Genomic DNA, 24,371 nt, shown 5'->3' with positions numbered 1-24,371 from the left:
CGCCGCACCCGGCCGCGCCGTGCCCCGTTGCCGCCCCGCTCAGGAGAAGCCTGTGGTGCCCCAGACGCTCGATCTGCTCGACCTGAGGCTGCTGCAGGCGCTGGAGCTCGACGGGCGGGCGTCGTTCAGCCGGATCGCCGAGGTGCTGGGGGTGTCCGACCAGACCGTCGCCCGCCGGTTCCGGCGGCTGCGCACCACGGTACCTGCGGGTGACCGGCATGACCGACGACAGCCGCCTGGGCCGCGACATATGGATGGTCCGGCTGGGCTGCACCCCCAACGTGGCCGAGCAACTGGCGCTCGCGCTCGCCAAACGCCCCGACACCCAGTACGTCGACCTGGTCTCCGGCGGCACCGAGGTGTTGTGCGCGATGAGGCCGCGCACCCGCCAGGAACGCGACGATCTGCTCCTGGAACGTCTCCACCGCACCCCGCGCGTCACCTCGGTCAGCGCCCATTGCATCCTGCACTCCTTCTACGGCGGACCCCTCGGCTGGTTACGCAAGATCAGCGCCCTCGACCCGGACCAGGAGGCCGCACTGCGTCCCCCGGCCGCAGCCGCCCCCACCGCGACGCTCGTCCTGGACGCCGTCGACGAGGCGCTGCTGGCCGCGCTGCACCGTGACGGCCGCGCCGCCCTCGCCGAGCTGCAGAAGGCCACCGGCCAGTCCGAGGCGGTGACCCGGCGACACCTGGAGCGGCTGCGCGCCACGGGAGTGCTGTACCTCGCCGTCGAGTACGACTACGAACCCCTCGGGCATGGCGTCGGGGCGATGTGCTGGCTGACCGTCGCTCCGCACGCCCTCGCCCAGACCGGACGGGCGCTGGCAGGCCACCCGGAGGTGCGCTTCGCCGGGGCCGTGACCGGCCCGGCCAACGTCGCCCTCTTCATGGTCTGCCGCACCAGCAGCGACCTGTACGCGTACCTCAGCGACAGGATCGGCGCCCTGACCGGGGTCCAGAGCGCGGAGACCGCCCTCATCCTCCGACGGGTCAAGACTCTCACCTACCTGCCCCGCTGACGCCCGCCGGCAGCCGACGCAGGCAGCGGCCGGCCGCCTGGCCGCCGGGCGGACCGCCCCGTGTGCCGGCCGAGCCCGCCGGACTTGACCTCAACATTTGTTCAGGTTGCAGTCTGGTGCCGGATGACGACATTCGGATGGCACGGTCGGCCCGGTCAGCGGCGGGTGGACCCAGCCGGAAAGGCGAGGACGGCCGGATGAGCTCAACGAACCGGAGAAAGATGCGCAGGAATCCCAAAATCGTACTCGCGGCCGTCCTGTTGTCGACCGTGTCGCTGCCGATCACCCTGACCGGCGCGTCCGTCGCGCTGTCCGACATCGCGGCCGACCTGAACGCCGACCTGACCCCGGTGCAGTGGGTGGTGACCGGCTACAACGCCGCCTTCGGGAGCTTCATGCTCGCCGGCGGCTCGCTCGCCGACATCCTCGGCCGGCGCCGGATGTACGCCCTCGGCCTCGCCCTGTTCGTGGTGACCGGACTGATCAGCGCGGTGACGAACGACATCATGGTGCTCGACGTGGTCCGCGCGATCGCCGGCATCGGGGCCGCCGCCGCCGCGGCGAGCGGCGCCGCGCTGCTCGCCGCCTCGTTCGAGGGAGCGGCCCGGACCCGGGCGTTCGGGCTCTTCGGCACCGCGATCGGTGTCGGTCTCGCGTTCGGGCCGACCATCGCGGGGGTGCTCGTCGACGCGTTCGGCTGGCGGGCCGCCTTCGCCGCGCCGGCCCTGGTCGCACTGGCCGTGCTGGCGATGGTGCCCCGACTGCCCGAGTCGAGGGATCCGGCGGGCCGACGGGTCGACGTGCCGGAAACCCTGTCGTTCACCCTCTTCCTGCTGGCGCTCATCTTCGCCGTGGTGGAGGGCCCACGGCAGGGCTGGACCAGCCTGTGGATCGTCGGCGCGTTCGTCGCCTCGGCGGCGCTGCTCGTGTGCTTCGTCGTGGTGGAGCGGTGCCAGGAGAACCCGATGTTCGACTTCGGGCTGCTGCGCAGCCGGCACTTCGTCGCCTTCTCGGCGGCTGCCGCCACGATCATCTGCGTGATGATCCCGCTGCTGATCTACCTGCCCTCGTACTTCACCGGGGTGCTGGGCATGACGTCGGGGCAGGCCGGCGCGACGCTGATCCTGCTCACCTCGCCGGCCCTGGCGCTGCCGCTGGTCGGCAGCTTCATCACCCGGTGGATTCCGCCGACCGCGGTGGTCGTCACGGCGGTCATCCTCGTCGGGGTGGGCGCGGCGTGGCTCACGATCATCGAGCCGGGGATCAGCACGATCGCCCTGGCCGGGCCACTGCTGTGCATCGGCGTGGGCATGGGCGTGACGACCGGAATGATCGACGGCGTCGCGCTGGCCAGCATCGACACCCGCCGCGCCGGCACCGCCGCCGGCATGCTGAACACCGCGCGCATCGCTGGCGAAACGATCGTCATCGCCATCTTCGGCGCAGTGCTGGCCAGCACGACCGGTGGCCGGCTGGCCGACCCCGGCTACACCCGCGGACTGCACCTCACGCTCTGGGGGATGTCGGGCTTGGCCGCGGTGACGGTGCTGCTGGTGGCGCTGCTGCTGCGGCGCCGAGCGTCGGCGCCCCGCCCACGCCCGACCGTGGGACCGGCGTACGCGGCCGTCCCCCCGACGCCACCGATCAGCTAGGTTGGCCGTCGGTGCACGTCGGAGGAGAGAGCGGCACATGCGAGATGACTTCCCGCGGTACCTGGCCAAGGAGCTGGACGCCGCCGACCCGCTGGCCGACCTGCGGGACCGGTTCGTGATCGCCGACGACGACCTGATCTACCTCGACGGCAACTCCCTCGGGCGGCTACCTGCGGCCACCCCGGCGCACCTCGACCGGCTGGTCCGGCAGGGGTGGGGCGATCGGCTCGTCCGCTCCTGGCCCAGCTGGATCGAGTGGGGCCGGCGGCTCGGCGACCGGCTGGCCACCCACGCCCTCGGCGCGCGCGACGGCGAGGTGGTGATCTCCGACTCCACGTCGGTGAACCTGTACAAGCTGGCAGCCGCCGCACTGGACGCCGCCGGGGACCGCCGCACGGTCCTCGTCGACGCCGAGGACTTCCCCTCCGACCGGTACGTCATCGAGGGGCTGGCGCGCTCACGCGGGCTGACGCTGCGGATGCTGCCCTCCGACCTCGACGAGGGGCTCGGGCTCGACGAGCTGCGCGCCGCCCTCGACGGGGACGTGGCTCTGGTGGTGCTGTCGGCGGTGTCGTACCGGTCGGGGGCGCTGTTGGACATGGCGGCCGTCAACGCCGCCGCCCGCGAGGTCGGCGCGGTCGTGCTGTGGGACCTGTCGCACGCCGTCGGGGCGGTGCCGATCGAGCTGGAGGCCAGCGGCACCGACCTCGCCGTCGGCTGCACCTACAAGTACCTCAACGGCGGCCCCGGCGCCCCGGCCTTCCTCTACGTCCGGCGGGAGTTGCAGTCCCGGCTGCGCCAGCCGATCCAGGGCTGGTTCGGCCAGCGCGACCAGTTCCTCATGGCGGCCGGGTACGATCCGGCCCCCGGCCTGGACCGGTTCCTGGTCGGCACCCCGTCGATCCTGGCGCTGGCCCCGCTCGACCCGGCCCTGGACGTCCTCGCCGAGGCCGGCATCGACCGGGTACGCGAGAAGGGCCGCCGTCTCAGCGAGCTGATCGTGACGCTGACCGACGCGTGGCTCACCCCGTACGGCTTCCGGGTGGCCTCCCCGCGCGAGGCGGGCCGGCGCGGCAGCCACGTCTCGCTGCACCACCCGGAGGCGTTGCGGATCTCCCGGGCCCTGGCCGAGCAGGGCCGGGTGGTGGGCGACTACCGCACTCCGGACCGGCTCCGCCTCGGTCCCGCGCCGCTGTACACCCGGTTCGTCGACGTGTGGGACGCCATGGACCGACTCCGGGACATCGCCGAGAGGCACGCCTGGGAGCGGGTGCCGGGCGGGCCGTCCCGGGTCACCTGACGCGTCACCCACCCCAGCCCCGCAACGGCCGGCAGCGACAGCGGCCCGGCCGACAGGCCACCCGGAGGGCGGCGGGTCGCGAGAGTTCCCGGCCGGGCACCCGGGGCCGGCCCCGCCCAGGGTGGGGTTGGATGTCGGGATGAGCGTTCACGACGTCGCCCGTGTCCTGCCCGACCCGGCTACGCTGCGCGACCGGTGCCGGGCGCTGGCCGTGCTCGACGCCGCCCTGGTCAGCAGCCCGCCCTTCACCTACCGCTTCGACGCGCGCTGGGGGCCGGGGCAGGAACTGGCGTCGATGGACAACGGCGCCGGCGACCAGTGGTCGATCGTGTTCGCCGCCGCTGGGGTCTTCGTGCGCGGCTTCGACCACGAGTCCCCGCTGAGCCCCGCCGGCAACGACTCGGGCGAGCTGTGGCCGGGCCTGGTCGACACCGTGCCGGAGGCGTTCGCGGCCTGCGTGCGGGAGCCGGCGTTCAGCCTCGACGGCACGCTGGCGGCCACGGTGTGCCTGTGGCGGGAGATTGGCGACGACCGGTGGCGCCACGGCGACGTCGCGCTCCCCGCCGACGGCGACGACGGGGCCGACTTCCTCTTCGGGCTGCTCACCGACGGGACGCCGGAGGCGTACCGGGACTGGGCCGAGGGCTACTACGGGCGACCTGTCGACCTGCACGCCGTGCGCGAGGTCTTCGCGCTGCGGCCGGTGACCCCCGACCTGCTGCGCCGGCTCGACGCGCGGCAGGCGCCCGAGGAGCTCGCCGGGGAACTGGCCCGGATCGGCTACCCGGTGCGACAGGACCCGGCCTGACCGCGCCCCGCACCGCTGGACGTACTCCCCGTTTGTGACTCTCCATGATCGGGGCCGCCGCGCGGGGGCGCGGGGGCGCGGGGGCGCGGGGCGCGGGGGACGATGGGCCGTATGACAGTGTCGACCGATGTGTTGGCGGAGCTGGGTCTCCCGGCCGGGACCATGCCCCGGCTGATCGGTGACCCCCACCCGGCGGCGCTCTCCGCGCCGCTGGCGGTCGCCGAGTGCGCCGTCGCCTCCGTGGCCGCGTGCCTCGCCGCCGCCGCCGAGCTGGGGCACGCCCGCACCGGCCGGCGGCCCGCCGTCGCCCTCGACACGGCACACGTGGCGGCGGCGGTGCGCGGAGAGGTGTGGCTCCGGGACGCCGCCGGGCGCAGCCTCGAGGGCTTCGCGCCGCTGTCGCGGCTCTGGCGGGCCGCCGACGGTTGGGTGCGTACCCACGCCAACTACCCCTGGCACCGGGCGGCGCTGCTGGCCGCCCTCGGCGTCGCCGACGGCCCGGACGTCGAGGTCGTGGGGCGGCTGGCCGACGCGGTGGCCGCCCGCCCGGCTGCCGACGTCGAGACCGTCGTGTACGGCGGCGGCGGCCTGGCCGTGGCCGCACGCGCGCCGGAGCATTGGTGGGCGGTCGCGCCGAGCGAGACGGCCACCGGTTCGCCGCTGGTGGGCGTCGACCCGCTCGACGGCGCCGCGCCGCCGCTGCCCGCACCAGGTCGCCTACCGGCGTCGGGGGTACGGGTGCTGGACCTGACCCGGGTCATCGCCGGCCCCGTCGGCACCCGGATGCTGGGGGCGCTCGGCGCCGAGGTGCTGCGGGTCGACGATCCGCTCCGGCCGGAGCTGCCGCTGCACGCCCTGGACGGGGTGGTCGGCAAGGCGAGCGCCCTGCTGGACGCGCGCACGGCTGCCGGCCGCGAGGCGCTGCACCGCCTCGTCGACGGGGCCGACGTCGTCGTAACCGGGTACCGTCCGGGCGCTCTGCGCCGGCTCGGGCTGGACCCCGACCAGATCGCCGACCGGCACCCCGGCACCGTCGTCGCCACGCTGTCGGCGTGGGGCACCACCGGGGCATGGGGCGCGCGCCGCGGCTTCGACAGCCTGGTGCAGGTCGCCACCGGGATCGGCTGGACGGTACGCGCGGACGACGGACGCCCCGGCGCCCTGCCGTGCCAACTCCTCGACCACGCCACCGGTTACCTGCTCGCCGCCGGGATCCTCACCGCCCTGACCCGACGCGCCCGCACCGGCGCGGCGAGCCACGTGTCGGTCTCCCTCACCCGCACCTCGCGGTGGCTGCTCGACCAGGGTTCCCGGTCACCGGTCCCGGGCGGGGATGACGAGGCGGGCCGGCAGGCCGACGCGTACCGGACCGCCCTGGGGAACGGGTGGAGCGGGATCAGCCCGCTGGGCAGCGTCGACGGGCGACCGCTGCGCTGGCCTCGGCTGCCGCCGGCGTACGGGCGAGCGGCCCCGGCCTGGGGCTGACGACCAGCCGGGCCGGACTGGAGGGCCCAGCGTGCTGATCGGCTTCCCCGCTGACGCCACCGGGCTGACGCCCCTGCGAGGAGGGCACGGCGGCCGGCCGCAGGCCAGCCCGCGGCTCACCGAGGCACGGGACGCACGCGGCGGCGGGCCGGGCTCCACGGGTGAGCATGACCGCTCGACCGCAGGGCGGTCAGCGGACGGCGGTGAGGGCGGTGTAGTCGGCGGCCGTCAGCGGCTGGGCGGAGAGCGAGCCGTCCGCCCGGGGCACCCCGAGGGGGCGGCCGTCGCGCAGGAACGACACGGTGGTGACGTCGTCCCGGGCGTCGAGGGTGCAGACGATCTGCCCGAACGCCAGGACCTCGTCGCTGCGGCCGGTCTCGTCGCCGGTCTGGCCGACCGTCACCCGGGCGTGGCCCCCCGCGACGTCCGCGACGACGGCGCTCATCGCCCCCGGCAACGCGCTGGTCAGCCCGGCGTCCCGCTCGACTGTGATGGGGCCGGCGAGCAGGTCGCGCAGCTGGGCGTCGGCGTCGGGCGCGGGGTCGACGCGGCGCGGCACCGGCACCAGCCGGTCGTCCCGGACGAAGCACAGCGTCTCGGTGACCCGGCCGGTCGGGGCGGTGCTGCCGGCCGTCGCCGGGGACGGGAACGGCCCGGGCGGGACCTCGACCACCCGGGGCCGGTCCTCGGCGGGCACCCCGCAGGCGGACGCCAGGACGAGCAGGCCGGCCAGGACGGCCGGGGCGACGACGCGCCGGGCGAAGCCCGGCAGGCCGACCCGGTCGGTTCCCCCGGCCTGGCCGCCGCCCACGGCGGGCACTGCGGCGGGCACTCCGGCGCGGGCTGCGGCGGGCACTCCGACGCAGGCTCCGGCGGACACTCCGACGCAGGCTGCGGCGCGGGCTACGGCCCAGGCTGCGGCGGGCGCTGCGGCGCGGCCGGTCACGGCAGGCTCCCGGGCAGGGTGACGTGGAATCGGGCGCCCCCGCCGGGGCGGTCGCGCACGCCGGCCCGCCCGCCGTGCGCGGTGGCGTGCTGGGCGACCAGAGCCAGGCCGAGGCCGGTGCCGTCGCCGGCGCCCCGGGCGTGGGCGGCCCGGCCACGGACGAAGCGGTCGAAGATGGCCTCCCGGTCCTCCACCGGCACCCCGGGGCCGTCGTCGTCGACCTCGATCACGCCGGCGTCGCCGTCGCGCGACAGCCGCACCGCGACCGGGCCGGCCCCGTAGCGGGTCGCGTTGTCGAGCAGGTTCACCAGCACCTGCGCGACGCGCCGCCGCTCCACCCGCCACGTCCGTGGCGTGCCGGCCGCCAGGCTTACCAGCGAGGCCGGCAGGTCCCGCTCGGCGCAGGCCCGCCGCGCCAGCTCCGCCACGTCGACCAGGGCGCGGTGGGCGGGCTGGTCGCTGCGGGCCAGGTCGATGAGATCGTTGACCAGCCGCTGAAAGCGGTCGATCTCGTCGGCGACGAGACCGGCTGCGGTGGCGGTGCGCTCGTCGTGGTGCTCCCGCCGCCGTTGCAGGACGCTGGCCGCCGCGGCGAGGGTCTGCAACGGCGAGCGCAGCTCGTGGCTGACGTCGGCGGCGAACCGGCGGTCCCGTTCGATCCGGCGGGCCAACTGGTCGACCATGTGGTTGAACGAGGTGGACAGCCGGGTGAGGTCGGGGTCGGTGGCCGGGTCGAGGCGGGCGGTCAGCTCACCGGCGGCGATCTTCTCCGCGGCGTTGGCGACCGCGGTCAGCGGACGCAGGCCGTGCCGGGTGGCGTACCAGCCCAGCGCCGCGCCGGAGCCGGCCACCATGATGGCCACGGCGGTCAGCGTCAGGGCCAGCGCCTGGAACGTCCGCTCCAGCTCGCCCAGCGAGTTGACCTCGTAGTACGTCGCCGAGCCGGACAGCGGCACCCCCACCAGCAGGGCGGCCTGCCCGTCGACGCGGACCCGTTGCACGGCCGGTTCCCCGGCGCCGACGAGCCGTTGCAGCTCCTCAGGCACGGCTGCGGTGAGCCCGACGTCGGCGGTGCGGGCGTGCCAGTCGCCGTCGAGGTTGAGCAGCGCCCGGCGGCTGCCGCCGGTGTCCAGCGAGCGCAGCACCTCCACCACGTCCGGGTCGTCGGTGTCCAGGCCGTTGCGCACCACGGCGGCGTCGAAGTACGCGGCCCGCACCGCGGTGCGTTCCCGCTCGTCCATCAGGGACCGGCGGGTCAGCTCGTACGAGACCAGGGCCATCGAGGCGGCAAGCAGCAGCGCCCCGGCGGCGAATGCCGCGGTGACCCGGGCGCGCAGGCCGAGGCGACGCCGCGCGGGCCGGCGGGGGCCGCTCAACGTTGCAGCTTGTAGCCGAGGCCGCGCAGGGTCACCAGATGCTCGGGGTTGGCCGGGTCCGGCTCGATCTTCTGCCGCAGCCGGCCGACGTGCACGTCGACCAGCCGCTCGTCGCCGGTGTCGTACCCCCAGACCCGTTGCAGCAGTTGCTGGCGGGACAGCACCCGGCCGGCGTGCTCGGCCAGCTCGCACAGCAGCCGGAACTCGGTGCGGGTCACCGACACGCGATGCCCGGCCCGGCGCACCTCCCCCGCCTCGGGGCTGACCTCCAGGTCACCGAAGGCCAGCACCGGCACCGGCTCGGCCAGGGCCGGGACGACGGCGCGGGCACGCCGGTGCAGGGCGCGCAGCCGGGCGGTCAGCTCCTTGATCGCCACGGGCTTGACGACGTAGTCGTCGGCGCCGGCCTCCAGGGCGGCCACGATGTCGTGGGTGTCGTCGCGGGCGCTGACCACCACGATCGGCACGTCGTCGTCGCGGCGTAGCTGGCGGATGCACTCGAAGCCGTCCAGGCCCGGCAGCATCAGGTCGACCAGGACGTAGTCGGCCGGGTTCCGGCGCTGGGCGCGCAGCCCCTCCTCGGCCGTGGCAGCGCCGTGGGCGTCGTAGCCCTCGTCCTCCAGCGCGAGCAGCAGCGCCAGCCGGATGCGGTCGTCGTCCTCGATCACCAGTACGGACGTCATACCGGAATCATCTCCAAGGCCGTCCGCCGACGGCCAACCGTGTCCCACGGATGGCGGATTTGTCACGCAACTGTCACACGTCCGCGTGGTGCCCGCCAACCCCGACCGGCACGGTGGTGGGCGTCCGGGTCGCGAGGGGAAGGGGTACGGCCGTGACGACGCCACTGGCACGTCGGGAGTGCACGATTCCCCTGGTCGAGGTGGCCGTGACCGAGTTCGACCTGGCCTGCCTGTCGGCGACCGGCGCCGTGTTCGACCGGCTGCTCGCCCTGCACCCCGCCCAGGTCGTGGTCGACCTGTCCGGCTGCCGGCACATCGACGCCGCCGCGATCGGGCTGCTGCTCGACGTGCACCGGCGGCTCACCCGCGCCGACGCGGTGCTCACCGTACGTGACCCGAACCCCCGGATCTGGCGCATCCTGCAGTCCGCCCGCCTGGACCAGGTCCTGCCGATCGTCGCCGGCCGGACGCCGGACGCCGACCGGCCCGACCGGCCCGACCGGTCCGACCGGTCCCTTCCGTCGGGGTCCCACCGGACGGCGCCGACGCCCGCCGGCCGGGCGGCCGTGCCGGTGCGGGGACTGCCCGACGGTACGCCGGCCGGCGGGCCACGGTGAGTCTCCGTACCCTCGTCACCCGGCAGCCATCGTGACCGTCGCCGGGCTCGTCAGCGCCCTTCTCGTCGGGCTCGTCGTCGGGGCCCTCGGCCGGCTCGTCGTCCCCGGCCGGCGGACCGCGCCGCTCTGGCTCACCCTGGTCGTCGGCGTGGTCGCCGCCCTGCTCGGCACCATCCTCGCCCGCCTCGCCGGCGTGGCCGGGGCCGGCTTCCGGTTCCAGGACGTGCTCGTGCAGGTCGGGCTGGCCGGGGTCGGCGTCGTCCTGGTCGCGGCCACCGCCGGCCGCTCCGACTCCGCCTAGACCCGCCGACACCGCACACCGCGCACCGCGCACCGAGAAGGGACCGTCCCCCGTGGTCATCCCCTGGCCGTCGCCCGACGACCACTCCTGGCCCGCCGAGCCCGACAGGCCCGGGCCGGCGGACGAGGACGCCCGGCTCGCCGCCGTCGTCGCCCGGCGGCTCGGCGGCGACCCGACAGTCCGCCACGAGCGGGTCAGGGTCAGTGTGCAGAACCGGGTCGTCATCCTCACCGGGACCGTGGCCGACCCGCGGGCCCGACGGGCCGCCGGGGAGTTGGCCTGGGAGGTCACCGACGTCGTCGACGTCTGCAACGTCCTACGGCTGGCCGAGCCGGGGCGCCCGCGCCGGTGACCACGAGCCCTCGCGCCGCCGCCCGGCCCCGCCGGAGCGACCCGGCCGGGGCGTGACCGCGGGGCCCGCAGCGCCTGCACCAGCGCTGCGGGCCCCGCGGTGACGCGCGCCGCCGGGGGTGGCCAGGCCGCCCGCCGGGTGGGCCGCCGAGAGAAGCGGCGCGGGTTCCGGCGGGTCGGGCGCCGCACCGGGTCCGGACCCGCCCACGAATTGCCGGCCACGACGTGAGCTACCGCATGGTGGAAGCTCCTTGCCTTTCCCGCCGCGCCCGTGTCACGCTCCTCCACAGCAATTCCTACAAGACCTGTAGGGTTAGTCGGGAAATCGGGGAGGTGTGGCGCCAATGACGCGTGAGCCGTCGGCCATGGCCGCCCTCCCCGCCGCCTTCCGTGGGCCCGCGCTGACCACCCGGCGGTACATCGACCACGGGCTGTTCGGCAGCTGTCGCTGTCGCTGACGCCGCACCGCCCTCCCGCACCGCCCCGTCGCCCCGAACCCGCGCGCACCCCGACCCGGCACGCCGTCGGCCCGCGCGTTCCCGCCGCGCGCCCCGACCACAGAGACGGTGGCCGTCCCGCGCGTGATCCACGCCTGCCTGCCAGAACCGGAGAACAGCCATGTCCACTGCCCCGGCCACCGTCCGCCTCGACGAGCTGTGGTTCACCCGCTGCCCGGTGCCCACCGCCACCGGGATCGCCGCCGACCGGGGCACCCTCGGCGCCGAGTTCGCCGCCGACGGAATCCGGGTGCGGTCCTTCCAGGACGACCCCGGGAGAGGGCTCAACGAACGGCACTTCACCCACGAGCACCCCACCCTGATCCGGGAGGGCGGCAACGTCCCGGCGCTGTGGGCCCACTCGCGCGGCGCGGACACCCGGCTGATCGGCCTGACCTGGATCGAGGAGCGCCAGGTGATCCTGATCCGGCCCGGCGACGGTCCCCGCTCCCCCGCCGAGCTGCGCGGCCGGCGGCTCGCGGTGCCCCGGCACCCGATCGCCGTCGACTTCTGGGCGGCGATGGCGCTGCGCGGGTTCGCCGGGGCGCTCGGCGTCGCCGGACTGCGGCCGGCCGACGCCCGCCCGGTGGACGTGCCGGCGGGCCCGGAGCACCCCGGGCAGTGGGAGGCGGAGCTGGCCGCGCTGGTCCGTGGCGACGTCGACGCCGTTTACGCCAAGGGCGCCCTCGCGGTCGAGTCGGCGCGCCGGCACGGCGTCGAGGTCGGCATCGAGCTGGACGACGAACCCGACCTGCGGAGCCGGATCAACAACGGCACGCCCCGGCCGGTCACCGTGGCCGGCTGGCTGCTGGAGCACCGGCCCGACGTGGTCGTCCGGCTCCTCGCCGTGCTGGTCGAGGCCGCCGACTGGGCCGCCGCCCACCCCGCCGACGTCGGCCGGATCCTGTCCGCCGAGACCGGCGCCGGCAGGGCGGGGGTGGCCGGGGCGTACCGCGCCGGCCAGCACCTCGGCCTGCACCTCGACCTGTCCGAGGAGCGGCTCGACCTGCTCGCCGCGCAGGAGCACTTCCTGCGCGCACACGACTTCCTCGCCGCGCCCGTGGACGTGCGCGGCTGGGCCGACCCCGAACCGCTGCGGCGCGCCCACGAGCTGGTCGCCCGCCGCCGGCAGAACCCCGCACCGGCCGGGAGCACCGCTCCCCCGCCGACGGACCGCACAGGAGAATGAGATGAGCACAGCACCGACACCTCGCCGTACCCGCCGGCAATTCCTGACCGTCGCCACCGCCGCCAGCATGGTCGCCGCCCTGGTGGGCGTCGCCGGCTGCGGCACGTCCGGCGAGCCGGCCGACGCCGCCGGTGGACGCACGATCGAGATACGCATCCCCGACCCGGGCAACGCGGGCGTGCTCGCCCTGGGCAAGAGGGACGGCTCGCTCGACGCGGCGCTGAGCACGGTCGGCGCCAGGGTGGCGTGGACCGGCAGCTCCGGCCCGTTCGCCCCGGCGGCGCAGGCGATCAACGCCGGCCAGCTCGACGTCGCCCTCGGCTCGATCACCTCGGCCGTCGGCGCGCTCGCCGGCAGCCCCGGCTTCACCCTGTTCGCCGCCGCCCAGCCCGACCCGGTCGGCGAGGGCATCCTGGTCAGGGGCGACTCCCCGATCCGCAGCGTGGCCGACCTCGCCGGGCGGAAGGTGGCCGTCAACAAGGGCGGCACCGGCGAGTACCTGCTGCTGCGGGCGCTGGTCACCGCGAACGTGCCCGTCGACCGCGTGGAACGGGTCTACCTGCGCCCCGACCAGTCCGCTCCGGCGTTCGAGTCCGGCCAGGTGGACGCCTGGGCGAGCTGGAGCACGTACGTGGTGTCCGCGCTCGCCGGTGGCGCCCGGCTGCTGGTCGACGGCCGCACGATCGGCTCGGACAACGCCACCGTGTGGGCGGTGCGCAGCGCGTTCGCCACTGAGCACCCGGAGGTGGTCCGGGCGCTGTACGCGTACCTGCGGGACAAGGGGGCGGCGTCCCAGGCGGACCCGGCGCCGTTCGTGAACGTCTTCACCGACGCCGGCCCGCAGTCCGTGAGCGGCCGGGCCCGGGAGATCACCATCGACTTCGCCCGGCAGAGTTCGCCGGTCGAGCCGATCGGCGCCGACCTGCTGGCCCGCTTCGACACGGTGGCCCGGTTCTTCGTCGACGCCGGGGTGACCCCGAAGAAGGTGGACGTCGCCGCGCACGTGCTGGACGTGGCGAAGCTGCCGGCGGGTGGGGCGTGACCGTGACCACGGCACCCACCGCGCCCGGTCGGGCCAGCGTCGGCCCGGCCGGCCCCGCCCGGGCCCACCCCGACGCCACCGGGGTCGCCCGCGCAGCCGGGCTGGTCGAGCCGCCGGTGCGCCGCCGCCGCGAGCGGCCCCGGTGGGCCGCCACCGCCCTGCGCGCGCTCGGCCCGGTCGCGCTCCTGCTCGCCTGGTACGCCGCCTCGGCGACCGGCCTGCTCAGGCCGTCGCTGCTCGCCTCCCCCGGCCAGGTGCTGGGGGCGGCCGGCGAGCTGTGGGGCAACGGCCAGCTCCCCGACGCGCTCACCACCTCGCTGACCCGCTCGGCGCTGGGGCTGGCCTGCGGCCTGGCCGCCGGGCTGGTGCTCGGCGTGACCACCGGGCTGACCCGGCTCGGCGACGAGCTGGTCGACTCGACCGTGCAGGTGCTGCGCACGGTGCCGTTCCTCGCCCTGGTGCCGCTGTTCATGGTCTGGTTCGGCATCACCGAGAGCGCCAAGATCATCCTGATCGCCGTCGCCACCACCTTCCCGATGTACGTCAACGCGGTCAGCGGCGTGCGCACCGTGGACCCGAAGACGGTCGAGGCGATGCGGTCGTTCGGGATGGGCCGCTGGCGGCTGGTCCGGGAGGTCGTCCTCCCCGGCGCCCTGCCCGCGCTGCTCGTCGGCCTGCGGCTGTCGATGACCCTCAGCGTCATCGCGCTGATCGCCGCCGAGGAAATCAACGCCACCGCCGGCATCGGGTACCTGATGACCCAGGCGCAGAACTACGCCCGCACCGACATCCTGGCGCTCTGCATCATCATCTACGGCCTGCTGGGGCTCGCCGCCGACGCCGCGGTGCGTGCCCTGGAGTGGCTGCTGATGCCGTGGCGGCGGGCGGGGCGGACCCGGTGAGCGCCGGCGCGGCCACCCCGGCCGCCACGGAGACCGGCACCGGGCCGACCCCGGCGATCCACGTCCGCGGGCTGCGGCGGGTCTTCGGCGACCGGGCCGTCCTCGACGGCCTCGACCTGGACGTGCCCAGGGGCGAGTTCCTCGCGCTGCTCGGCGCGAGCGGCACCGGCAAGACCACCCTGCTGCGCATCCTCGGCGCGCTGGACCACCCCGACGACGGCACCGTGCTGGTGCCCCGCCGGCGGACCATCGTGTTCCAGGAGCCCCGGCTGGTGCCCAACAAGCGGGTGCTGGCCAACGTCACGGTCGCCATGCCGCGCGGCGAGGCCACCCGCGCGGTCGGCCTGCGGGCCCTGGCCGAGGTCGGCCTCGACAGCCACGCCCGGGCCTGGCCGGCGACCCTGTCCGGGGGCGAGGCGCAGCGGGTGGCGCTGGCCCGGGCGCTGGTCCGCGAACCGGAGCTGCTGCTGCTGGACGAGCCCTTCGCCGCCCTCGACGCGCTGACCCGGCTGCGCATGCAGGACCTGGTCGGCGAGCTGTGCGCCGCGCACCGCCCCGCCGTCCTGCTGGTCACCCACGACGTCGACGAGGCGATCCGGCTCGCCGACCGGGTCACGGTCCTGCGCGGCGGCGCGCTGGTCCGCGACGAGCGGGTCACCGTGCCCCGGCCCCGCGACGCCGCCGATCCGGCCTTCCGCGCCCTACGCGACCGGCTCCTCGTCGACCTGGGCGTCCGCCGCCCCGGCGCGGGGGCCGACCCGACCATTCGAGAAGGAGAACTGACATGAGCATCACCATCGGAGTGCACCGCAGCAACCCGTCGCTGTACCACCTGGCCCGGCTCGGTCTGGCCGAACGGGCGCTCGCGCCGCTGGGCGAGACGGTGACCTGGCACCACTACACCGACGGCACGAACACCGCCCGGCTGCTCGCCGCGGGCGTCATCGACCTCGGCGGCACCGGCTCCACCCCGCCGCTGACCGGGCAGGCACAGGGCCACGACATCGTGTACGTCGCGGTGTCCGCCCCGCGCCCCGGGCACGGCGCGCTGCTGGTCGCCGCCGACGGTCCGGTCCGGACGGTGGCCGACCTCGCCGGCGGGACCGTGGTGTTCGGGGTCGGGTCGTGGCAGACGCACCTGCTGGCCAAGGCGCTGCACGAGGCCGGGCTGTCCTACGCCGACCTCGTGGCGCGGCGGCCCGCCGACGACCCGACCCCGCCGGCGGAGCGCCTGGCGGCCGGGGAGATCGCCGGTTGGGTCGCCCAGGAGGCCGAGCTGGCCGCGGCCCGCCGCGCCGGGGGCGTACGCGTCCTGGTGGAGACCGGGTCGGTGATCTCGGACCGGTCGGTCTTCTTCACCCGGCGGGACCTCGCGCAGCAGCGGCCGGAGGTGGTCGCGGCGCTCGTCGGCGCGCTCCAGCGGGCCGACGACTGGGTGGCCGCCCACCTGGACGAGGCCGCCGGCCACGCCGCCGCCGAGCTGGGCGGCGAGGCGGCCGACTGGCACACCGCGCTGGCCGGGCTGCCCTGGCGGCTGGAGAGCGTCCCCGCCGCCTTCGTCGCCGAGCAGCAGGAGGCGGCGGACATCTTCGTCGCGGCCGGCTACCTCGACCGGCCGATCACCGTGGCCGACGCCCGGGTGCCGGCGCTCGCCCCGCTGGTCGACGCGGCGCTCGCCGCGGTGACCCCGGCGGGCGCGCGGTGAGCGGCGTGGACACCGAGGTCCTGTGGTACATCATCCCCCGGGAGGGGCGCTACCCGTGGGAGCCGGCCGGTCGGCGGCCGGTCGACCTGGGCTACCTGCAACACCTGGCCGCCGCCGTGGACCGGCTCGGCTACACCGGGGCGCTGCTGGCCACCGACCAGTACGACGTGTGGCCGCTGGGCAGCGCCCTGGCGGCGGCGACCAGCCCGGCGTTCAAGCCGCTGCTGGCGGTGCACCCCGGGCTGATCTCCCCGACCCTGCTGGCGAAGTCCGCGCTCACCTTCGACCACCTGTTCGGCCCGCGCCTGCGGTTCAACGTGGTCAACGGCTCCACCGACACGCTGCACCGCTACGGCCTGCATCTGGAGCACGACGAGCGCTACCGGCTCAGCGCCGAGTACTGGCAGGTCGTCCGGCGACTCACGGCCGGGGAGGTCTTCGACCACAAGGGCGAGTTCTACGACCTGCCGGGCGCCGGGGCGGACCTGCGGGACCTGCCGCCGGTGCAGAAGGGCGGCATCCCGCTGTGGTTCGGCGGCTCCTCGCCGGCCGGCATCGAGATGGCCGCCGAGCACGTCGACGTGTACCTGACCTGGGGCGAGCCGCCCGCCCAGCTCGCCGAGAAGCTGAACCGGGTGCGCGAGCGGGCCTTCGCCCACGGGCGCACCCTGCGGCTCGGGCTGCGGCTGCACCTGATCGTCCGGGACACCGAGGACGAGGCATGGGCCGCCGCCGACCACCTGCTCGATGTCACCAGCCGCGAGACGTACGCCCGGCAGCTCGCCGCGCACGGCGAGGACGCCGGGGTGGGCTGGCAGCGGCAGTTCCGCCAGCACGGCGGGCGGGTGCCGGCGAAGGCCCGGGAGCTGGAGACGTACCCCAACCTGTGGCCGGGGATGGGGCTGTTCCGGCCCGGCCCGGGCACCGCCGTGGTGGGCAGCACCCGCCAGGTCGTCGAGCGGCTGGAGGAGTTCCGGTCCCTCGGCGTGGACACCTTCATCCTCTCCGGCAACCCGCTGCTGGAGGAGGCGTACCGGGTGGCGGAGACCGTGCTGCCCGCGCTGGGGATCCGACCCGACCGATCGTGACCCCGGGCGTCACCCGCCCGGTCGGACGGTCACCCCGTCGGCCGGGCGGGGGCGGTCACGACGGCAGCCCCGGGGCCGTGGGGCGGTTCAGGGCCAGTCGCCGGGTCCAGGCCGGCGTAGCCGCCCCGGTGGTAGAGCAGCGGCGTGCCCACGTCGGCGTGCAGCAGCTCGGGCTCGGCGAGCACGATCGCGTGGTCGCCGACGGTCACCCGGTCCACCACCCGGCAGAGCAGCCACGCCAGGACGCCGTCGAGGATCGGCACCCCCTGTGGCCCCGGACGCCATCGCGTCGGGCCGGCGAACCGGTCGACGCCGCTCGTGGCGAACCTCCGGGCCAGCTCCCGCTGGTCGTGGGCGAGCAGGTGCACTGCGACGTGACGGGACCGGGACACCGTGGGCCAGCTCGACGAGGCGAGGTTGAGGCAGAACGACACGATCGGCGGCTCCAGCGACACCGAGGTGAACGACGTCGCGGTGAAGCCGACCGGCGGGGCCCCCGGGGCCGTCACCACGGTCACGGTGCTGGCCTGGTGGCGCAGGATCGCGCGCAGCGCGGCGCTGTCCGCGTCGATGGGCGGGTCCGGTTGCGCAGGGGTGGACGGGGGCATGTGCTCCTCCGGGTCGTCGCTCTTCCGGGACGGTACCGGCGGTCGCCGCGCGACGCTGCCCGGCGGCCGGTCGGCTCCACGCCGGTCGAAGTCACCCACCACTTGAGACATCCTCAGGCAAACCCGGAACAGGCCTATGTGGAACACTCCATGAGTGACGCTGCCTCCGCCGCCGAGCATGCCCGACCAACCGGGTCTGCCACCACCAAGCCCCGGGGCGACACCACCTCAGCGGCCAGCACCACCACCGACGCAGCCACCGCCACCGAAACGCAACACGCCCCTCATCATCGGCGTGGTCGCCGCAGCGCTGGCACTGTGCCTGGTCGGAGTCTGCGGGGTCGCAGTGGGCGGGGTGGTCATCTTCAAGGCCAGGAGCGGCCCGCAGGACCGGTCCGCGGTCAACTCCTCGCCCGGGCCGATGGAGACGACAGGAGCACTTCCGCAGGTTGAGCCGACGGACTCGCCGCCCCAGACCGTCCCCACGACCGAGGCGGCTCCGCCACCGCCACCGGCAAAGAACGGGCAGTGCATCGTCGTCAGCGAGAAGGGCAGCTTTCAGGGCATCGGCAACTGCAACGGCACCCGTGGCACCTACCGGGTGGTCTCGGTGGATCGCGCCCAGGGCGAATGCGCTGACCCTGATTCCTCGTGGATCACCGAGGCCGGCTATCGGCTGTGCGTGGAGCCTCACCTGGTGCGCTTCTACTGTTACAAGTTCCCGAAGGGCGATGGCTGGATCGTCGGTGCGCCGAAATGCAAGGCGAAGGGCACTGTCCACATCATCGACATCGTCCCCGGCGCCTCCAACGGAGACAGGTGCACGCGGGACCGCAAATGGAATCGGTGGTACCGGTTCGTGAACCCGACTGTCGTCTACTGCGTCATGAAATACTGAACGGCGCCGCAGACTGACGCGGACCACACCCTCGGGGGGCCCGCGATAGAGTTGTCCATGCCTTCAAATCTCCCATCCAACCGGGTTTGCTGTTTGGCTCTGATCTCAGCGATCGCGATGGCCGGGTGTGACTCCACACCCGAGACCCCGTCCGAGCCCTCGGCCCAGGCATCCGCCTCCGGGCAACTGCAGGCAGCCAACCCGTCGGCACCGCCTACCGCCCCGGCCTGTCCGCCGACCGCCGAGTTGAACGGGCCCGACACGTCCTATGACCGGCAGGGCACCGGCGATGGCGCAACGCTGTGGGCGATGCTGTTTTCTTCAGGAGAGGGTGTGTTGAGGGCCAGCAGGGAACTCAAGGTCGCCTGGCGTATGACCGGCAGTGGCGACTTCTCGATCAGCGCCACCGGCCCCGACGGGAAAGTCGTCAAGCCTGTCTGGGGTCCCGAGCCCCATGGCAGCAGCAACTGGGGTCGGCCGGGCGACGAGTGGGGCACCGGCTGGGTCTTTCCCACCTCTGGTTGCTGGACGATCAATGCGACGCGAACCAGCGGGACGGGATCCCTGGCATTGCGGGTCGCCGAATAGTCTGGGTGGCCTTCGGGCGTGGTCAGTCCCAGGGTCATTGCGTTGTCGCGGGTGTGTTTCCTGGTTGGCCCGGGGACCGTGGCCGGGGCGGGGCTGCGGGCGAGGCGGTCGAGGCGGTGGGGCGGCGCCTATGGAGCTGAGTCGTCCATGTCATCACCGCCGGTCGGGCCACCGCCGTCGCCTCACCCACCGCCCCGTCGGGTCGTCGCTCACGGTCGCCGAGCACGGCGAGCGCGGCTGATGTCGTATCCGACTCAGCTCCATAGGCGCCGAGAGGCACACCTGCCGTGGCGCGGCACCCACGCCAGGAACCCCCGAGACCTCCTGATCGAAGCGCTCCCACCCGACTTCGCAGTCGCCCTGGGTCAGTCCACCCTGTCCGAGGAAGCGGCCCGTCCTGAGATCAGGGGCGCTCGTCCGGGCAGCACACGGTCAGCGCGCCAGGCACGACCCGGACCTTCAACCGGGTCACCTGGCCGCGCGCCCCGCGTCCAGTTCGGCCGGGGCGTCGGCGAGCAGGGGGCGCAGGTCGTCGGCGGTGAGCCACCCGGCGCGCAGGTCCGCGAGCGCCCCGGCCAGCCGGCCGGCGGCGGCGAGGGCCCGGGCCCGGGCGGCGAGGGCTGTCATCCGGTCCCGGTACGGCAGTTCGTCGAGGTCGTCGAGCAGGGCGGCGGCTCGGCGCGGCATCGCGCCATTGTGCCCGGCGCCGGGTCCGGCGGCCGACCTGTTTCTCGGGGCGGCGACGGCGCGTCCGACGGTGCTCCCGCGATACCTTCTCCGGATGGAGCCGCTCGCGTTCGACTACGAGAACCTGCACCTGCGCGTGGACCGGGGAGTGTTCGAGCTGTTCAACCTGGACAGCTCCGAGCACACGTTCCGGGTTCCGTTGCGGTGGCTCGGGGCGTTGGTGTACTACAAAAAGCCGGACAAGCCGGGCGAGTTGTTCTTCGGTGTCGTGCGCGACCCGAACGCCCCGATCTACGGCACCGACCGGCTCGCCTTCCGGTTCGCCAACTCGCCCGCGGTCCGGGTGCCGCCCGGCGACGAGCGGTTGTTCCGCGAGTACTTCACCCGGGTGGCCGCGCTCGCCGAACGGCGGGTGGCCTGACGTTGTCGGCTTCCCACCGGGGGTGGCCGACGCCCCGGCCCGAAGTGCGTGCACCCGACGGGACGCGCAACGGCGCGCGCCGGGCGTCCACGGTCGACGGGGTCGACCGGGAGCCCGGCGCGCAGCGCGGCGCGGCGGCTACAGGGTGCGGGCCAGCCGGTCGGCGAGGATGCGGGTGAACCGGGACGGGTCGGCCAGCTCGCCGCCCTCGGCCAGCAGCGCCATCCCGTACAGCAGTTCGGCCGTGTCGCCGAGCGCGTCGGCCCCGGCGTCCTGCTCGTGGGCCTTGCGCAGCCCCTCGACCAGCGGGTGCCCCGGGTTCAGCTCCAGGATCCGCTTGACCTGCGGCACCTCGTGCCCCATCGCCCGGTACATCTTCTCCAGCGTCGGGGTGATGTCCTGGGCGTCGCCGACCACGCAGGCCGGTGAGGTGGTCAGCCGGGTGGAGAGCCGGACCTCCTTGACGCTGTCGGAGAGCCGGCCCGTCATCCAGGTCAGCAGGTCGGCGTACTCCTGGCGCTGCTGCTCGCGGGCCGACTCGGCCTCCTTCTTCTCCTCCTCGGTGTCCAGGTCGACCTGGCCCTTGGCAATGGAGCGCAGCGGCTTGCCGTCGAACTGACCGACCCGCTCGACCCACACCTCGTCCACCGGGTCGGTGAGGACGAGCACCTCGTAGCCCTTCGCCCGGAACGCCTCCATGTGCGGCGAGTTCTCGATCATCGGCCGGGACTCGCCGGTCATGTAGTAGATGTCGCCCTGGCCGTCCTTCATCCGCTCGACGTAGTCGCGCAGGCCGGTCAGCTCCGCCGGGTCGTGAGTGGAGGCGACGGAGACGATGTCGAGGATGGCCTCGGTGTTGTCCTGGTCGTCGAGCAGGCCCTCCTTGAGCGCCGGGCCGAACTCCGACCAGAAGGTGCGGTACTTCTCGGCCTCGTTGGCCTTCAGTTCCTTGACGGTGGCGAGGATCTTCTTCACCAGCCGGCGGCGCACCGCCTGGATCTGGCGGTCCTGCTGGAGGATCTCCCGGGAGATGTTCAACGACAGGTCGTGCGCGTCGACGACGCCCTTGACGAAGCGCAGGTAGTTCGGCATCAGCGCGTCGCAGTCGTCCATGATGAACACGCGCTTGACGTAGAGCTGCACGCCGCGACGGGCCTGCGGGGCGAACAGGTCGACCGGGGCGTGCGACGGCAGGAAGAGCAGCGCCTCGTACTCGAAGGTCCCCTCGCCCCGCATGTGGATGGTTTCGAGGGGGTCGGCCCAGTCGTGGCTGACGTGCTTGTAGAACTCCTTGTACTCAGCCTCGTCGACCTCGCTGCGCGGGCGGGCCCACAGCGCCTTCATCGAGTTGATGGTCTGCACCTCGCGGGTGACCGCGTCGTCCTCGCCGGGACGCTCCACGGTCATCCGGATCGGCCAGGCGATGAAGTCGGAGTACCGCTTGACGATCTCGCGGATCTTCCAGTCGACGGTGTAGTCGTGCAGGTTGTCGTCGCTGTCCTCCGGCTTGAGGTGGACGGTGACGGCCGTGCCCTGCGGCGCGTCGTCGATGGTCTCCACGACGTACGTGCCCTCGCCGGTGGACTCCCAGCGGGTGCCCTCAGTCTCCCCGGCGCGGCGGGACACCAGGGTGACCTTGTCGGCCACCATGAAGGTCGCGTAGAACCCGACCCCGAACTGGCCGATCAGGTCGGCGGACCCGGCCGAGTCCTTCGACTCGCGCAGCTTGGCGAGCAGCTCGGCGGTGCCGGACTTGGCGATGGTGCCGATCAGGCCGACGACGTCGTCGCGGGACATGCCGATGCCGTTGTCCCGGACGGTCAGGGTGCGCGCCTCGCGGTCGGCCTCGATCTCGATGTGCAGGTCGGAGGCGTCGGCCACGAGATCCTTGTCGACCAGGGACTCCAGGCGCAGCTTGTCCAGCGCGTCGGAGGCGTTGGAGATGAGTTCGCGCAGGAAGACGTCCTTGTTCGAATAGATCGAATGGACCATCAGCTGGAGCAGCTGGCGCGCCTCCGCCTGGAATTCCAGCGTCTCGATCCGGTTGCTCACACCGACCCCCTTCAGTTACGTCCGACCTTCGCGCACAGGATACGAGCCGTCGCTCGCGGTCGCGTCACCCGCCCGGCCCGGCGAAGGGACCGGGTAACTTTCCCTGCAGTGAAGGTGCCGGCGCAGCCATCATGTCCGGATGACAGCCCCCACTGCTCTCCTCGCTGGGAGGCGAGGTAGCGAACGAGGTAGGGTTGGCACCGTGACTCACACAGGCATCGCGTCGATGAGGCTCCGCATCCGCCGCTGACGGCGGCGCACCGAGCGATCCTCACCTCCCTGCCCGCCGTTCCGGTCTCCTGCCGGGCGGCACCTTCAGGCTGCCCGGCTCCATCGCGAGCTGCGGAGCGTTCCTGTGTCCTTTCTTCCCACGAATCCATCGTTCCTGCCGCGAGGCGGCTCTCCCGTCCACCACGAGCCCGTCCACCACGAGCACGTCGGCGTGGACGAACGGCTGTCGGCGGACGGCGCGGTCCCGGCCGGGGAGCACGCGCACCTGCGCGCCGAGGGCGTGAGCGTCCTCCTCGGCGGGCGACAGGTCCTCCACCACGTGTCGGTCACCGTCTCGGCCCGGTCCCGGCTGGCGATCGTCGGCGAGAACGGCTGCGGCAAGACGACTCTGTTGCACGTCCTGGCCGGCATGGTCCATCCCGACGCCGGCTCGGTGCGCCGGGTGGGCACCATCGGGCTGGCCGAGCAGGCCTTGCGCGCCGGACCGGGCCTGACCGTCTGCACCCTCACCGATCAGGCGCTGCGCGCCGCCAACGCGGCGTTGGGCGCGCTCGACGAGGCGGCCGACGACCTCGCCGCGGGGGTGGACGGCGCGGAGGAGCGCTACGCCGCCGCGTTGGAGGCCGCCACCCGCCTCGACGCCTGGGACGCCGAACGCCGGGTCGACATCGCCCTGCAGGCGCTGAGCGCGTGCACCGACCGCTCGCGCGAGCTGAGCACCCTCTCGGTCGGGCAGCGCCACCGAGTGCGCCTGGCCTGCCTGCTCGGCGCCCAGCACGACGTCCTGCTGCTGGACGAGCCCACCAACCACCTCGACGCCGACGGCCTGGCGTTCCTCACCGCGCAACTACGCGCCCGCCGTGGTGGCGTCGCCCTGGTCAGCCACGACCGCGCTCTGCTGCGCGACGTCGCCCGGGACTTCCTGGACCTGGACCCCAGCCAGGACCGCATGGCGCACCTGCACGCCGGTGGCTACGACGGCTGGCAGGAGGGGCGCCGCCGGGAGCGCGAACGGTGGGAGCAGGAGTACGCGGCGCAGCAGGCCGAGCAGCACCGGCTCACGGCAGCCGTGGAGCAGGCCCGCGACCGGCTCAGCACCGGCTGGCGCCCGGACAAGGGCACCGGCAAGCACCAGCGCCAGTCCCGGGCCCCCGGGGTGGTGCAGGCGCTCAACCGCGAGCGGGACGCCCTGGAGTCGCACCGCATCACCGTGCCCGAGCCACCGCTGCACCTGCGCTGGCCGGAGCTGACGACCCGTCGCGGCGCCGGGCTGGTGCGCGTCAACGGCGTGCGACTCGCCGGGCGCCTGGAGCAGCCACACACGCTCAGCCTGAACGGTGGCGACCGGCTCCTGATCACCGGCGCGAACGGCGCGGGCAAGTCCACCCTGCTGTCGGTGCTGGCCGGTAGCCTGCGACCGACCAGCGGATCGGTGCACCGCCTCCCGGGCGCGCGCATCGCCCTGGTGGGGCAGGAGGTGCCGGGCTGGCCGGCCGAAACCACCGCGCGGCAGGTGTACGAGCAGCACATCGGTCAGCTGATCGCCTCCGGTCGCCTCCGCGAGAGCGAGGCGGTGCCGCTGAGCGCGACGGGCCTGCTGGACCGCGAAGCGCTGCGTACCCCCGTGCAGCGGATGTCCCAGGGCCAGCAGCGGCGCCTGGACCTGGCTGTGCGACTCGCCGCCCGGCCCGATCTGCTGCTCTTCGACGAGCCGACCAACCACCTGTCGGCGGCGCTGGTCGACGAGCTGACCGCGGCTCTGCTGACCACGCCGGCCGCTGTCGTTGTCGCCACCCACGACCGTCAACTGCTCGACGACCTGGCCGGCTGGCCCCACCTGAACCTGCTCCACCACCATGCGGCTTGATTACCAACCGCCACAACCGAAACGGGTCGCGGGCCACTCATAGTGTGGTGGGAGG

The 24,371-nt window shown here is 74.3% G+C and carries 24 protein-coding genes and 1 pseudogene; 19 read left to right on the top strand and 6 right to left on the bottom strand.

The features are described 5' to 3' along the window. Positions 1–19 precede the first annotated feature (19 nt). From OG617_RS30075 to OG617_RS30050, 6 genes and pseudogenes are all read left to right on the top strand, one after another. Positions 20–181 (top strand): annotated as a pseudogene (locus tag OG617_RS30075) (AsnC family protein); the annotation flags it as partial. 37 nt (positions 182–218) lie between these two features. Next, a complete protein-coding gene (locus OG617_RS30070; RefSeq protein ID WP_405096281.1) occupies positions 219–1,022 on the top strand; it encodes an Lrp/AsnC family transcriptional regulator in 804 nt (267 codons plus the stop codon). Between the two features lie 221 nt (positions 1,023–1,243). Beyond that, entirely contained in the window at positions 1,244–2,674 is a 1,431-nt protein-coding gene (locus OG617_RS30065; RefSeq protein WP_405096280.1) for an MFS transporter, read from the top strand. A 37-nt stretch (positions 2,675–2,711) separates the two neighbouring features. Beyond that, on the top strand, positions 2,712–3,974 hold the full coding sequence (gene kynU, locus OG617_RS30060) for a kynureninase (protein WP_405096279.1): 1,263 nt from the start codon (positions 2,712–2,714) through the stop codon (positions 3,972–3,974). Between the two features lie 139 nt (positions 3,975–4,113). Further along, a complete protein-coding gene (locus tag OG617_RS30055; RefSeq protein WP_405096278.1) occupies positions 4,114–4,782 on the top strand; it encodes a hypothetical protein in 669 nt (222 codons plus the stop codon). A 111-nt stretch (positions 4,783–4,893) separates the two neighbouring features. Beyond that, on the top strand, positions 4,894–6,267 hold the full coding sequence (locus tag OG617_RS30050) for a CoA transferase (RefSeq protein WP_405096277.1): 1,374 nt from the start codon (positions 4,894–4,896) through the stop codon (positions 6,265–6,267). Between the two features lie 190 nt (positions 6,268–6,457). On the opposite strand, the gene OG617_RS30045 is transcribed toward OG617_RS30050, so the two are convergent. The 3 genes from OG617_RS30045 to OG617_RS30035 form a co-directional block, all read right to left on the bottom strand. Further along, positions 6,458–7,039, bottom strand: coding sequence for a GerMN domain-containing protein (locus OG617_RS30045; RefSeq protein ID WP_405104009.1), 582 nt, complete (start codon positions 7,037–7,039; stop codon positions 6,458–6,460). 170 nt (positions 7,040–7,209) lie between these two features. Continuing rightward, positions 7,210–8,493: a sensor histidine kinase gene (locus OG617_RS30040; RefSeq protein WP_405104008.1), complete on the bottom strand. Its 1,284-nt coding sequence runs from the start codon at positions 8,491–8,493 to the stop codon at positions 7,210–7,212. Positions 8,494–8,585: 92 nt separating this feature from the next. Further along, positions 8,586–9,272, bottom strand: coding sequence for a response regulator transcription factor (locus tag OG617_RS30035; RefSeq protein WP_405096276.1), 687 nt, complete (start codon positions 9,270–9,272; stop codon positions 8,586–8,588). Positions 9,273–9,424: 152 nt separating this feature from the next. Here OG617_RS30035 and OG617_RS30030 point away from each other — a divergent pair, with 152 nt between their 5' ends. The 9 genes from OG617_RS30030 to OG617_RS29990 all read left to right on the top strand — a co-directional run bounded on the left by OG617_RS30030 (position 9,425) and on the right by OG617_RS29990 (position 16,964). After that, positions 9,425–9,889, top strand: a complete 465-nt coding sequence (locus tag OG617_RS30030; RefSeq protein ID WP_405096275.1) for an STAS domain-containing protein — start codon at positions 9,425–9,427, stop codon at positions 9,887–9,889. Between the two features lie 31 nt (positions 9,890–9,920). Further along, complete coding sequence (locus tag OG617_RS30025) at positions 9,921–10,190, top strand: GlsB/YeaQ/YmgE family stress response membrane protein (RefSeq protein ID WP_405096274.1); 270 nt, start codon at positions 9,921–9,923, stop codon at positions 10,188–10,190. Positions 10,191–10,242: 52 nt separating this feature from the next. Beyond that, positions 10,243–10,542, top strand: coding sequence for a BON domain-containing protein (locus tag OG617_RS30020; RefSeq protein WP_405096273.1), 300 nt, complete (start codon positions 10,243–10,245; stop codon positions 10,540–10,542). Between the two features lie 617 nt (positions 10,543–11,159). Next, positions 11,160–12,227 carry a hypothetical protein gene (locus tag OG617_RS30015; protein WP_405096272.1) on the top strand — a complete coding sequence of 356 codons (1,068 nt, stop codon included), beginning with the start codon at positions 11,160–11,162 and terminating at the stop codon, positions 12,225–12,227. A gap of 1 nt (position 12,228) precedes the next feature. Beyond that, positions 12,229–13,269, top strand: coding sequence for an ABC transporter substrate-binding protein (locus tag OG617_RS30010; RefSeq protein WP_405096271.1), 1,041 nt, complete (start codon positions 12,229–12,231; stop codon positions 13,267–13,269). Continuing rightward, entirely contained in the window at positions 13,266–14,171 is a 906-nt protein-coding gene (locus tag OG617_RS30005; protein ID WP_405096270.1) for an ABC transporter permease, read from the top strand. The genes OG617_RS30010 and OG617_RS30005 overlap by 4 nt, the downstream gene beginning before the upstream one ends. Further along, positions 14,168–14,959 carry an ABC transporter ATP-binding protein gene (locus OG617_RS30000; protein ID WP_405096269.1) on the top strand — a complete coding sequence of 264 codons (792 nt, stop codon included), beginning with the start codon at positions 14,168–14,170 and terminating at the stop codon, positions 14,957–14,959. The genes OG617_RS30005 and OG617_RS30000 overlap by 4 nt, the downstream gene beginning before the upstream one ends. Beyond that, complete coding sequence (locus OG617_RS29995; protein ID WP_405096268.1) at positions 14,956–15,876, top strand: ABC transporter substrate-binding protein; 921 nt, start codon at positions 14,956–14,958, stop codon at positions 15,874–15,876. Before OG617_RS30000 ends, OG617_RS29995 begins: the two co-directional genes overlap by 4 nt. 5 nt (positions 15,877–15,881) lie before the next feature. After that, complete coding sequence (locus tag OG617_RS29990) at positions 15,882–16,964, top strand: LLM class flavin-dependent oxidoreductase (protein ID WP_405096267.1); 1,083 nt, start codon at positions 15,882–15,884, stop codon at positions 16,962–16,964. A gap of 29 nt (positions 16,965–16,993) precedes the next feature. Here OG617_RS29990 and OG617_RS29985 read toward each other — a convergent pair whose 3' ends face one another. Continuing rightward, on the bottom strand, positions 16,994–17,572 hold the full coding sequence (locus OG617_RS29985) for a flavin reductase family protein (protein WP_405104007.1): 579 nt from the start codon (positions 17,570–17,572) through the stop codon (positions 16,994–16,996). A gap of 295 nt (positions 17,573–17,867) precedes the next feature. Here OG617_RS29985 and OG617_RS29980 point away from each other — a divergent pair, with 295 nt between their 5' ends. Then, positions 17,868–18,470 (top strand): hypothetical protein, encoded by a 603-nt coding sequence (locus OG617_RS29980; protein ID WP_405096266.1) that lies wholly within the window; start codon positions 17,868–17,870, stop codon positions 18,468–18,470. Positions 18,471–18,563: 93 nt separating this feature from the next. Beyond that, complete coding sequence (locus tag OG617_RS29975; protein ID WP_405096265.1) at positions 18,564–19,058, top strand: hypothetical protein; 495 nt, start codon at positions 18,564–18,566, stop codon at positions 19,056–19,058. 468 nt (positions 19,059–19,526) lie between these two features. Here the strand turns inward: OG617_RS29975 and OG617_RS29970 are convergent, their stop codons facing one another. Next, complete coding sequence (locus tag OG617_RS29970; protein WP_405096264.1) at positions 19,527–19,745, bottom strand: hypothetical protein; 219 nt, start codon at positions 19,743–19,745, stop codon at positions 19,527–19,529. Positions 19,746–19,839: 94 nt separating this feature from the next. On the opposite strand from OG617_RS29970, the gene OG617_RS29965 reads away from it, so the two are divergent. After that, positions 19,840–20,166, top strand: a complete 327-nt coding sequence (locus tag OG617_RS29965; RefSeq protein ID WP_405096263.1) for a hypothetical protein — start codon at positions 19,840–19,842, stop codon at positions 20,164–20,166. Positions 20,167–20,304: 138 nt separating this feature from the next. On the opposite strand, the gene htpG is transcribed toward OG617_RS29965, so the two are convergent. After that, entirely contained in the window at positions 20,305–22,158 is a 1,854-nt protein-coding gene (gene htpG, locus OG617_RS29960; RefSeq protein WP_405104006.1) for a molecular chaperone HtpG, read from the bottom strand. Between the two features lie 415 nt (positions 22,159–22,573). Here htpG and OG617_RS29955 point away from each other — a divergent pair, with 415 nt between their 5' ends. Then, the gene (locus OG617_RS29955; protein WP_405096262.1) at positions 22,574–24,316 is read left to right on the top strand and encodes an ATP-binding cassette domain-containing protein; all 1,743 of its coding nucleotides are present in this window, start codon (positions 22,574–22,576) and stop codon (positions 24,314–24,316) included. Positions 24,317–24,371: the final 55 nt, after the last annotated feature.

Source organism: Micromonospora sp. NBC_01412, from assembly GCF_045040215.1.
GTDB lineage: Bacteria > Actinomycetota > Actinomycetes > Mycobacteriales > Micromonosporaceae > Micromonospora > Micromonospora rubida.
The sequence above is the reverse complement of the archived record's forward strand: the minus strand, read 5'-3'. Positions and strand labels throughout refer to the sequence as shown.

Excerpts from the sequence above, each read along its gene's own strand:
- OG617_RS30050 (WP_405096277.1), top strand. The coding sequence starts at position 4,894 with ATGACAGTGTCGACCGATGTGTTGGCGGAGCTGGGTCTCCCGGCCGGG.
- OG617_RS30015 (WP_405096272.1), top strand. The coding sequence starts at position 11,160 with ATGTCCACTGCCCCGGCCACCGTCCGCCTCGACGAGCTGTGGTTCACC.
- OG617_RS30010 (WP_405096271.1), top strand. The coding sequence starts at position 12,229 with ATGAGCACAGCACCGACACCTCGCCGTACCCGCCGGCAATTCCTGACC.
- OG617_RS29965 (WP_405096263.1), top strand. The coding sequence starts at position 19,840 with ATGGAGCCGCTCGCGTTCGACTACGAGAACCTGCACCTGCGCGTGGAC.
- OG617_RS30035 (WP_405096276.1), bottom strand. The coding sequence starts at position 9,272 with ATGACGTCCGTACTGGTGATCGAGGACGACGACCGCATCCGGCTGGCG.
- OG617_RS30070 (WP_405096281.1), top strand. The coding sequence starts at position 219 with ATGACCGACGACAGCCGCCTGGGCCGCGACATATGGATGGTCCGGCTG.
- kynU (WP_405096279.1), top strand. The coding sequence starts at position 2,712 with ATGCGAGATGACTTCCCGCGGTACCTGGCCAAGGAGCTGGACGCCGCC.
- htpG (WP_405104006.1), bottom strand. The coding sequence starts at position 22,158 with ATGGTCCATTCGATCTATTCGAACAAGGACGTCTTCCTGCGCGAACTC.
- OG617_RS30065 (WP_405096280.1), top strand. The coding sequence starts at position 1,244 with ATGCGCAGGAATCCCAAAATCGTACTCGCGGCCGTCCTGTTGTCGACC.
- OG617_RS29985 (WP_405104007.1), bottom strand. The coding sequence starts at position 17,572 with ATGCCCCCGTCCACCCCTGCGCAACCGGACCCGCCCATCGACGCGGAC.
- OG617_RS30040 (WP_405104008.1), bottom strand. The coding sequence starts at position 8,493 with ATGGCCCTGGTCTCGTACGAGCTGACCCGCCGGTCCCTGATGGACGAG.
- OG617_RS29970 (WP_405096264.1), bottom strand. The coding sequence starts at position 19,745 with ATGCCGCGCCGAGCCGCCGCCCTGCTCGACGACCTCGACGAACTGCCG.
- OG617_RS29995 (WP_405096268.1), top strand. The coding sequence starts at position 14,956 with ATGAGCATCACCATCGGAGTGCACCGCAGCAACCCGTCGCTGTACCAC.
- OG617_RS30055 (WP_405096278.1), top strand. The coding sequence starts at position 4,114 with ATGAGCGTTCACGACGTCGCCCGTGTCCTGCCCGACCCGGCTACGCTG.